The organism is Collinsella sp. CLA-ER-H4, assembly GCF_040092395.1.
Lineage (GTDB): Bacteria > Actinomycetota > Coriobacteriia > Coriobacteriales > Coriobacteriaceae > Collinsella.
On the sequence record NZ_JBBNLQ010000015.1, the window covers coordinates 36914 to 47156 of the forward strand.

Consider the following 10243-nt stretch of genomic DNA (forward strand, 5'->3'; position numbering starts at 1 on the left):
CTCACGCACCGCTTGCAGCTGCCCGTCGCATGCCGCTAGCGAATGCCCTCGCGAGCAACCTTGAGCACCTTGCGTTTGATCGCTCCGAGTTTGCCGCGGACGCGCTGCTTAAGAGACGACTTGAAGTCGTACTTAGCCATCAGTCCCTCGATACCCATCCTTGAAGCAAAATCTGCCATAAACTCATCGCACTTCGCATACGGGGCAACCGATTTGACCAGGCTAGGATTGCCAGCAAGAACCTGTTCGATGGTCGCTTCGCCACAGTCAATGGAGTTCGCAATTCCTTGAAAAGCTGCGATACCCTTATCGGTATTACAGATAACCGCAGAGACACCCTTAGAGTAGTCGACCTCAGGATGGATGCCCTGGAAACCCCAGAAGTCGCCGAGGGTGATGTCGGAGCCGCAACTTCTCTTGGCAGGACACATGAAACAAGAGGGCCTCAGCGACGCATTGGCCAGAAACGCTTTCATGTACCAGTCTTGATTGAAAATGGTGGACTCGCAAGACGAGAATGGGTCTTTCTCCGCTATGTACTCGTACATAGCGGAGTAAGACAACCATCCGGTTGTCTTACTCCGCATATTAACGTCACAGACGTTCGAATCGCGGAGCACATTCTTGTAGTCAATCCACTCCGACCATAGGCGCGGCGCCGGGACACCGTGGCAGATAACGTCAACGGTGAGGAGAAGGGCGCTCCCCCCCGTCTTTCCCAGATAGCGCTTGAGGCCCGCGACCTGGCACGCGGTACCAGCGAAGAGCACACGGCGACCCGAGCGGATTGCATCGCGAACCCCCGCGTAGACCTCCCTGCCTACGCGGCTCTGGACGTACTTGGAGCGCATGACACGATCGAGAGAGACAGCGTCCTCGATCAGCACATGCTCGACATGGCGGCAACCGTCGGCCCAGGCGGCTCCGCAGACAACACCGCCGCCCGCGATCACGCTTTCTGCTAGGAGGCCAAAGATGCCACCACTGGAGGAAGCCTCCAACAGCTCACTGGACTTGCCCTTGGCCCAGCGGATCCCGAGAGCTTCGTCGCACTTGCCCCCGCCAAGCGCGGGACATACCGAATCGCACGCATGGCACCCCACACAGGCGCCTGCATCGATAACGGGATGTAGGAAGCCAAACTTATCCTCATGCATGGAGATGCACGTCTTGGGGCACTTCGCGGCACATGCACCACAGCCACAACAGGCATCACTGAGCTTGGATATCTTCATCTCGTCATAAGACACAGCGAACTCCTAACGAAGGAACGGCAGGCGAGCAGCGAGCATGTTCTTCTCGTCGGCATCGAGTACGAACGCCCACATAGCGGCCATGAACAGGACGGTGTAGACAGCACCCCAGCAGAGGAACAACGCCCATCCAGTGACGGGCACGAAGGCTGATCCCAGCAGGCATGCTGCGAGGACGCAAGCGGAGACCAACAGCACGGGAAGGTTGCGGCGCCAGTAGAAAACCATATCGAGCCCAATCCTCTTCTGGTAATACCAGTTCATAAAGAGGCCGTTGCCCAACGAAATGCTCAGAATGTAGGCGATGGCCGGAGCCCAATAACCCAGAACAGGTGACATAGCCCAAGTGAACACAACGTTGACGCCCGCCATGCAGAGATAAACGACGGAGCGAGCCTTGTGCTTGTTCTTGGCGCGCTGAATCTCGATTCCTGTGTTCTGACACAGGGGAATTCCCAGTGGCAGCGCCATGGCGCAGATAAGCCAGTACGCGTCCATGAAGCCCTCGCCCGCCCACTTGGCAATGAAGAAGCGCCCGAGAAGGACGAATCCACAGTACACCCAGCAGAATAGGAACATCTGGTAGCGTCCCACGCGCGTCATGAGTCGGGTGAGTTTAGTGTTGTCATCGCTTGTGGCTACGATACGATTGATCATTGGAACAAAGACATTCGACATCACCGTTGAAAGGGAAACGAAGACGCTACGAACTTGAATTGAAATTGCAAACACTGATACGGTGACGGCACTCGTAAGAGCGCCAAGTAACATATTTGGAACACTCTGGTTAACCAGTTCACAAATCTGATTACCAAATATCCACGCGCTGAACGCGGCAATCGAGAGGAAGAGAGACCCGTCAAAGTGGAAAACATCAAATCTCATGCCAAGCTTTAAGACTGCGAACCTGGCGTTCAGAACCAACAGTGTCAATGCAACTGCAAGCTGCGCCGTCGCAACGCCCGCCGCCTCCATCCCAAGATTGAGCAGCACGAAAGCCACGCCAGGAGTCGCCAAAGATGTGAACATCTGCCTCGACTGTTGAAACTTGAACTGTTCATGGGCAAGAATGTACGCATCGAAGACGGTTGAAAATAGCGTCACGGCGACGTTGAACGACATTATCACCATGAGCTTACCCGCGAGTCCCACCTGGTTGTCCGTGAAACTATCTGAGAAAAATGTCCCAACATTAGCAGAAAAGAGTAGGCCCAGCGCAAGGGCCACGACACAGACCGCAATGTAAAGCATGAGATACATGCCGTTGAGCCTGCGAATGTCGCCCTCGCTACCCTTCGCTCGTTCCTGCGTATAGAAGCGGATGTAGGCCTCGGAAAAGCCGAAGGTTAGAAGTGTAAGCGAGAATACGAACGAGTTGGACGTCTGGTATACGCCGTAGTCAGCCTGGCCCACGAATGCCAGCAGCATGGGCGTATAGACGAGGTTGACCAGGTTCTTGACTATGATGTTTGCATAGCCGAGTATTGCACCGGTCTTACGTTGGCTAACCATGATAGACAATTTCTTTTCTCGATTTGCTGAACAGGGATCGATTAAGGAACGAATCGAATTTTGCGCGCTCAATTCGAAGCTTATCCTCAACATCAAAGGATTTTGGCTCCCCGCTTTCGAGGTAATTCCAATTTGCTTCACGCCAATTACCTAGGCCAAGCTTCTCAGCCAAGGTATCGAACCGATCGCTCATGTCGAATTGCGAACCTGCGCGTTCGAACATCAGAAGCGGCTTACGATATAGGAGCGTAAATATGCTTCCGTGGTAAGAATCAGTAGCAACAAGCGAGGAGTTCCTTATTAGGTAGATGAACTCAGAAGGTCCACAGGCAAAGAACCGAGGATCCCCCAGAAGATCTACGACCTCCAATCCCGCTCGTTTGCAATATTCATCGAACATCGCAACCTTGGGAGAATCACTACCGAGAAAGTACTTCAGGGCATAGCGCCTAGGAAGTAAAGCCGCAGGCGCTTCGGCGAGTTTATCCCAATCTGCAGCGTCAAGCATAAGGGTTGGATCGATCAAAACCTCCGCGTCCAACCCAGCGCATTCCTTAATCAATCTTGCGGCGTTCTTCTCCCTAACCGATATGAAATCAAACGCAGCGAGTCTTTCCCTGTATGCGCTTTTTTTCTCCATGGGCAGCTCAGGTGCAGAAATGCTAGCCGAGAGAGACACTTTCTTGACACTTTCGGCAAAGCAAAGAAACATAGCACCATTGCTATCAGGAATGTAAGGGGACCAAATCTGATCGCTTCCGGCTACAAAAGCGTCGAAACCATCAGATTTTCTCGGCGGGAAATCCGGCAAAGAATAATTCGGCTCATATTTAATATGTTCCTCATCGAATCGAAGAAAAGCTGAATGCCTCGCTCGTTTGGCCCCCCTCTTACCAGCGAAGCTATCGACAAGAAAAACTTTAACCTGGTGCTTTAGGCTGCAACGTGGCTCGCTTTGGCGAATCGTGCTCGCATCCGCTCCCCTTCTTTGAAGCAGCTCCTGAACAGCATAATTCTGCAGACGCTGACCATAATTGTCCCCAAAGGTAAAAGTAACAATCCCGACCTTCATATTACCAGTCACTCCTTAGAAAGAACCGACGTACTCTGAGCAATGGACTTCCACCTTTCGACGAGCGCAAGCCCTATAAGCAAGAACAGCAAGGCATTATTTGCCCTCGTAAAACACTGAGTGTAGATTGTCGCAGTTGCCGCAAGCGCAACAAGGGAAAGATAAAGAACGTATGGTCTGCGCCCCCGACACCCGCAAGACACGCAGAAGACATAGAAAGCAAACAGGGCAATAAGGAACCAAACGCCCAGAAGGATGACCAGCGATCCAAAATCAGCTTGGCCGAAATGAGTAAACCCGCAGAAGGCGCCCTCGTGGAATGTTGCTGCGCCCAAACCGATACCAAAAAGCCAGCTTGACGCCAAATTTAAGGCATAACCGATTATTGCAATTCTTTCTCCACTGCCCACCGCATCGGTTCCTATCGAACTAGAGCTTTCCACAAGGTCAAATAACGACAGGACATTGTCATCAAAAAAGTTTGCGAACGATGAATTGCATATGTACAGCAAGAAGACAATTCCCAGCAGGACAGCAAGAAACATCAGGCCCTTGGCGATTCTCATGAAATTGATCGATGACAAACCTTCGGCATAGAAAAGCAGAAGAACGATGGGCATCAAGGCGAACAAAGCCTTGTTGTCGTTCAAGGCGGCAATACCAAGTGAGCTAGCAAGAACCGCCGCCGCGCAACAAACGACGGGGATTCGCAACTCCCCGCTTCCATCCCGTATGCTGTTCAAATCAATGAGCAAAACGAAGCACGAGAACAACGCAACGGCATGGGTCGAAGCATACATGAAAAGACCTGAAATCAGGTCTTCATAGAAGGGAATTTGGCCCGTCATGGGGGCGGCCGCCATAAGAGAATATGGGTAATAGACCTGAATTAGGATAACCATACAGTTGACGGCATAGACAACGTTAAAGAAAACAATCCATCGCTGCTTGCCGAAATCCAGCAAATCTGACCCGTTGGTCTTCAGCATCACGATGAAGAGCGCATAGAAAAAGAAGGTCTGTATGGCTTTAAGGTTGTATGAGGTCTTACCGGGAACTATGCTCCCAGCAGAGTAACTCAAAACAAGGAGCATCGTAATTAGGCAGACGAGGAAAAGCAGCTTCTTCGGAATCTTCCAGCCACTGAAGATAAGGCGAACTCCAATGAGAAGAAAGATAACGTTATTTACGATTCCGGCCATACCAAGGTATTCAAGCAGAAAAACCTTAGCCATAATCAGACTGATTATCAGTGCATCTATCCCCGACCCTGTTTTTTTCTCAAGAATACTCATATGGCGAACTCTTGTTTTCGTTTCCGTGAATTTGCAGCCTCGATTTTTTTTCGCTCCCGACATGAATAGAAAATACGCAGCGGCAAAGAGAAGCAATTGTCTAGCCGGAATCTGTAGGTTCGGCATTGCCTCTCATTTTCGACGGCATTTTGCGCAGTCGGCATGCTCGGTTTCGCCAAAGCAATGAATGCGTCATTGGTCGCGAGGGCCATCGCGCCCCCATCGTGATTAGCGCGGAACCCGTTCAACAACTCCAGCAACTTATCAGGCTCGTCGAGCAGCTGGCACAGCTCCTGCTCCGAAGAAAGAACCTGGCCGCAATGCGTCATACTCACAAACTCAGCTATGTTACCGCTTGATGGACAAGTGATGATAAAAGCATTTGAGGCATATGCCTCCATGCAGGTGTACGAATACGTCTCTAGGCATTGAGACCAAAGTAAAGCAGCATCCACATTCTCGCGTCGCAGCTCGTCAATCATAGCATTGGGTTTTCCTGGTGAAAATTCGACGAAGACCCGTCTCATTCCGCTAGGTAAAGGCTTCGTCTCGTTATTGAACACAACGAATTCATATTTTCCCTGGCCACGAAACGCGTCAACAAGGCGACACCAACAGTCCCAGCCTTTTATAGACTGTTGTTTCCCAAGATATGCAACTTTGATCGCATGATTGGGAGGAAGCATCTCCTTGTTGTCAAGATAAATCCCGACGTATCTTTGATGTGGAATTACCGTGCAATGCCCCCTTGCTTCCGGATGGAAAGATTGCACCATTCTTTCGACAACGCTTGAAGGGCAAGCAAATACTATGCGATGAAGCTCGTTGTGCAGAAGCCTCCAGATGCAATCTTCACGAATAATGCTGTCAGCGTAATAGGCACATCCCGCGCATTGTGCGTCGCCCAATCTAGCAGATCCGCATAATTGTGTACTATCCTGTATCAAATTATAGTTTGTGCAGCACAGGTAGTAGTCATGCGCATATACGACCAGCTGGACCTTAGGATACGAAGATACTATGCCAGCAATCGATTCAAGGTTCCATCCCATGAAGTGATGGATGTAAATGCATCCCAGTTCATACTCGCCATCGAGCAAACGTCCTACCCTAGCCAAGAAAGCTTCAAGGCTGAAAACTCCTGCGAACTTACCATCGCATATCACACCGAATGAGTTGCTGAAAAGTCTCTTTGCAAATTTAGAAGAACCGCCAATGGGAAATAAGGCAACATACTTGATGCCAGCGTCATTGGCAGCAACCTGATGACTCATAACGACCTTCGGCGTACCCGTACGGTCAATAAGATAGTTCGAAAGCGTTATGGCAATGAACAGTTTCTTCTTTTTCATTCGTTCGGCCCATCCTGCATGATGGCCCGCAATGTCGCATCAAGATATGCATACCCCCACAGTGAATCAGGTTCCAGGTAGGCACCTTCTCCCCACTCGTTCCAAGCGTTTAGAAAGACCATCTTCTTGTCTAAGTCGCGCCTACGGCGCACCTCGTCAATCGTGTCCGCAAGCCATCGTCCATATAGCTCAGGCGTGCTCCCGTGAAAAATCGTTCCTCTGTGATTCCTTCGGGCCGTGTTGTCCCACATGGGCATAACGGCGGGATAGACCTTCTTATCGCGGCTCCAAGTCGCATATCGCTTATTCTCGACCAAATCCGCATAGTCGTAGACGGTGCCGCCGAAATCTTCGCGCAACGGACGCACCTGTTTGGTTATGTTGCGACAGTTGTGCTGCACCTGCTTGGGTTGGAACTCGCTCTCGGCATCAAAGCCAACTGCCGACCAATCAATGTTGGTATCACGCTCTTGCACGGCAATAAGATAGGGTTCTGAGCCGCATTCGTCCTTACAAATGCGGCGCCACTCAGAAATCACATGCTCCGGATCTCGAATAAGCGATGGGCGATACACGGATAGGACGGGCTTGCCGTCTATTCGGAGATATCGCTCATCGCTGAAATCATGGACAACATCCCTCATGAAGGCGGTGTAGTTCTCGGAACTCTGGGTGATCTCCATCAAGACATCGTTGCTCGTACCGCTGAATCGCTTTGTCCAGTTTTCATTCGCCCAGCAATAAAAGAAAGGCATGTCAAGGTTTGAGTCATCCAGAAACATATCTAAAGGTCCTTCGAGAAGTCTCTGACCACCATCGAACCAGTAGTAGTAAAAACAGAAAGCTCCTACGCCATAATTCTTCGCAAGCTCAATCTGCCTTTGCATATTGCATTTCAAGCGCAAATCGTAATAGCCGAGCTCGCCGGGCTTCCTTGGCTGATAATGCCCCGTGAACTGAGGGACGGCCTTGCAAACATTGTTCCACTCAGTGGTTCCTCGTCCCCACCAGGAGTCATTTTGAGCATTGGGGTGGAATTGCGTCAAATAATATGCCACCAACAGCACGTCCGACTTAGCCTCATCATGCCTTCGATAGCCGACGTAGCCCTCGGCACGCGCATCATAACTTTCTAGGACATGCTCGGCGTAAGAGCTCAAAAGGTCATTATCAGCCACAATACGCAAGGAGCCCGCATCGGCTGCCGCTTCGCGTTCGAGAATACGCTCATAACGCCTGACTCTGAGGTTTTCTTTAAATTCAGCGCTCAATGGGAGTTTCCAAAACAAACCTTTAAGCTTCTCGTTGATTTGTCCGCAATTAAAAAGATTCATCGACATTCACCATCACGTATTCCAGCCTCGAGAGAAGAACGACCCAAAGCTTCCGCGATCCGCTCGCTCGCATGTCCGTCGCCGTAGGGATTGGAGGCGCGGGACATGGCGACGTACTCCTCGTCGTCGCAAAGAAGCCTACTGAACTCGCGGTAGATGGCCTCCTCCTCGGTGCCGACGAGCTTCAGCGTGCCTGCTGCCACGCCCTCGGGACGCTCGGTGGTGTCGCGCATGACGAGCACGGGCTTGCCCAGGCTCGGGGCCTCCTCCTGGATGCCGCCCGAGTCGGTGAGGATGATGTGGCTGACGGCCATGAAGTTGTGGAAGTCGAGAACCTCGAGCGGGTCGATGATATGCAGCCGGTCGAAGCCGTCAAGCTCCTCGTGCGCCGCCTTGCGGACGAGCGGGTTCATGTGGATGGGGTAGATCGCCTTGGTGTCGGGGTGCTCCTCCATCACGCGGCGGATGGCGCGAAACATGCGGTGCATGGGCTCGCCCAGGTTCTCGCGACGGTGCGCCGTGATGAGGATGAGGCGGGAGCCCTCCGCCCACTCGAGCTCGGGGTGGGTATAGCCATCGCGAACGGTGGTGCGAAGGGCGTCGATTCCCGTGTTGCCGGTGACCCAGATCTTCGACTCCGGCTTGCCCTCGTCCAGAAGGTTCTTCTTGCTGGCCTCAGTGGGGGCGAAATAGTACTCGCTCACGATGTCGACCGCCTGACGGTTGAACTCCTCCGGCCAGGGGCTGAAGATGTCGTGCGTGCGCAGGCCAGCCTCAACGTGGCCCACAGGGATCTGCAGGTAGAAGCACGCGAGCGTAGCGGCGAAGCTGGTCGTGGTATCGCCGTGTACGAGCACGACATCGGGCTTCTCGTCCTCGAGGACCGCCTTGAGCTTGAGCAGCACGTCGCACGTAACGTCGAACAGAGTCTGTCCCGGCTTCATGACGGCCAGGTCGTAGGCGGGTTTGACGTCGAACACGCGAAGCACCTGGTCCAGCATCTCACGGTGCTGACCGGTGACCGTCACAACCGTGTCGAACTCGTCGGGGCGCGCCCTCAGCTCGTTCACGAGCGGGCACATCTTAATGGCCTCCGGGCGAGTGCCGAAGACGAGCATAACTTTTTTCATATCAGCCTTTCAAAGCAAGTTGATAGCCGTCGAGAGTTTTCTCAGCAGCCTTCTCCCACGTGTATTCCGTAATTACCTTTCGGCCGAAAACCTCGTCGTAATTGACGGCGTAAGCCTCATCCAGCGCAGCCCTGATGGAGGAAGGGCTGCTGACATCGCAATAAAACGCGCTGTCACCGAAATAATCCCGCGTCGTTCCTTTGGGAGATACCACGATATTGCACCCCATAGCGGCTGCCTCCAGACTCACGAGGCCCGGCGTCTCGAACCAACTAGGCAACACGCTCACACGGCACTCGCGGCACAGCTTGTAGATGTCTTCGTTGGGAATTTGCTCGATCCATTCCATGTTCGGATTGGCTTCTATCTCCGACACAACCTTGTTCGCATACTCGATATGCCCGGGAGACTTCTTTCCCACAAAGACGACCTTGTAATCCGACCCCTCCACCGCCTTGATTAGGTTGAGCTGGTTCTTGCGAATGTCGATGCGGCCGATGCAAACAATCCATCCACTGAATTGCTCGTATCCTGTTGATTCAACCTCTTTCGCGGCCTTAATGCTCGCGACGTCGACGGCGTTGGGGACGACCACATAGTTGTCGGTGCGAAAACCGAGATGAGCCGCTATCTGGTCCATCTCGGTCTTTGCATTCGGCAGGAACACATCGCAGTTGTCCAATATCTCGAGCTGCATCTTTTGGAAGCTATGTGTCATAAGGTAGCGTGCACCCTCGCTGCGCTCCCCGCGCAAGACGTACTTTCCGAAGGCCTTGAGGCGCTCCATTCCATCGACGCTAAGATGTTTTCCCAAAAAACCTCTCAGGCCGTTTGCTGCGCTTTTTTCGAAGCTGTCAGTCGGCCAGTAAATCGTGGAGAGCACGACAGGCTTTCCGGCCTCCTTGGCGTTTTTCGACTGGATGAAAGTTTCCTGGACCCGCGTGAGGTTGAACAAGTGGACCACATCGTATCCAGAAACATCGGGTCGCAAGTCCAAGGACAGGTCGACATCAATACCCTTTGATTCAAGGGCGTCCTTCGTCTTTACAAGTTGTGTCGTGTCACCGCCCGCTAGATCAAAAACGTTTTGGCGGGTCTGCATCAGTACTTTCACAGCTGCTCCATATTTGCTTTTTCAGAAGAGCCAAACAGGTATTCTTCGAGCTCATCCTCCCAGTCGGGCATGTGGAAGCCGGCAGCCTCGAGCTTGGACAGGTCGAGCGCGGAGTGGACCGGGCGCGGGGCGACGGGGCCCTCGGCGCTCGCGTAGTAGTCGGCGGTCGATACCGGCACGA

9 protein-coding genes are annotated in these 10243 nt (G+C 52.6%); all 9 read right to left on the bottom strand.

Translation table 11 applies throughout. From position 1 onward, the window contains the following. Positions 1–35: 35 nt before the first annotated feature. Positions 36–1250, bottom strand: coding sequence for a Coenzyme F420 hydrogenase/dehydrogenase, beta subunit C-terminal domain (locus AAAX34_RS08670; RefSeq protein ID WP_349110910.1), 1215 nt, complete (start codon positions 1248–1250; stop codon positions 36–38). A 9-nt stretch (positions 1251–1259) separates the two neighbouring features. Further along, positions 1260–2765, bottom strand: coding sequence for a lipopolysaccharide biosynthesis protein (locus tag AAAX34_RS08675; protein ID WP_349110911.1), 1506 nt, complete (start codon positions 2763–2765; stop codon positions 1260–1262). Then, the gene (locus AAAX34_RS08680) at positions 2758–3837 is read right to left on the bottom strand and encodes a polysaccharide pyruvyl transferase family protein (protein ID WP_349110913.1); all 1080 of its coding nucleotides are present in this window, start codon (positions 3835–3837) and stop codon (positions 2758–2760) included. Before AAAX34_RS08680 ends, AAAX34_RS08675 begins: the two co-directional genes overlap by 8 nt. A gap of 8 nt (positions 3838–3845) precedes the next feature. Further along, positions 3846–5132 carry a hypothetical protein gene (locus AAAX34_RS08685; RefSeq protein WP_349110915.1) on the bottom strand — a complete coding sequence of 429 codons (1287 nt, stop codon included), beginning with the start codon at positions 5130–5132 and terminating at the stop codon, positions 3846–3848. Then, positions 5129–6484: a hypothetical protein gene (locus AAAX34_RS08690; RefSeq protein ID WP_349110917.1), complete on the bottom strand. Its 1356-nt coding sequence runs from the start codon at positions 6482–6484 to the stop codon at positions 5129–5131. Before AAAX34_RS08690 ends, AAAX34_RS08685 begins: the two co-directional genes overlap by 4 nt. Beyond that, complete coding sequence (locus tag AAAX34_RS08695) at positions 6481–7818, bottom strand: glycoside hydrolase family 99-like domain-containing protein (protein ID WP_161116196.1); 1338 nt, start codon at positions 7816–7818, stop codon at positions 6481–6483. Before AAAX34_RS08695 ends, AAAX34_RS08690 begins: the two co-directional genes overlap by 4 nt. Then, the gene (gene wecB, locus AAAX34_RS08700) at positions 7815–8948 is read right to left on the bottom strand and encodes a UDP-N-acetylglucosamine 2-epimerase (non-hydrolyzing) (protein WP_148346689.1); all 1134 of its coding nucleotides are present in this window, start codon (positions 8946–8948) and stop codon (positions 7815–7817) included. Before wecB ends, AAAX34_RS08695 begins: the two co-directional genes overlap by 4 nt. Position 8949: 1 nt before the next feature. Further along, entirely contained in the window at positions 8950–10062 is a 1113-nt protein-coding gene (locus AAAX34_RS08705) for a glycosyltransferase (RefSeq protein WP_349110918.1), read from the bottom strand. Then, a partial coding sequence (locus AAAX34_RS08710; protein ID WP_349110919.1) for a hypothetical protein occupies positions 10059–10243 on the bottom strand: 185 nt, incomplete at its 5' end. The genes AAAX34_RS08705 and AAAX34_RS08710, both read right to left, overlap by 4 nt.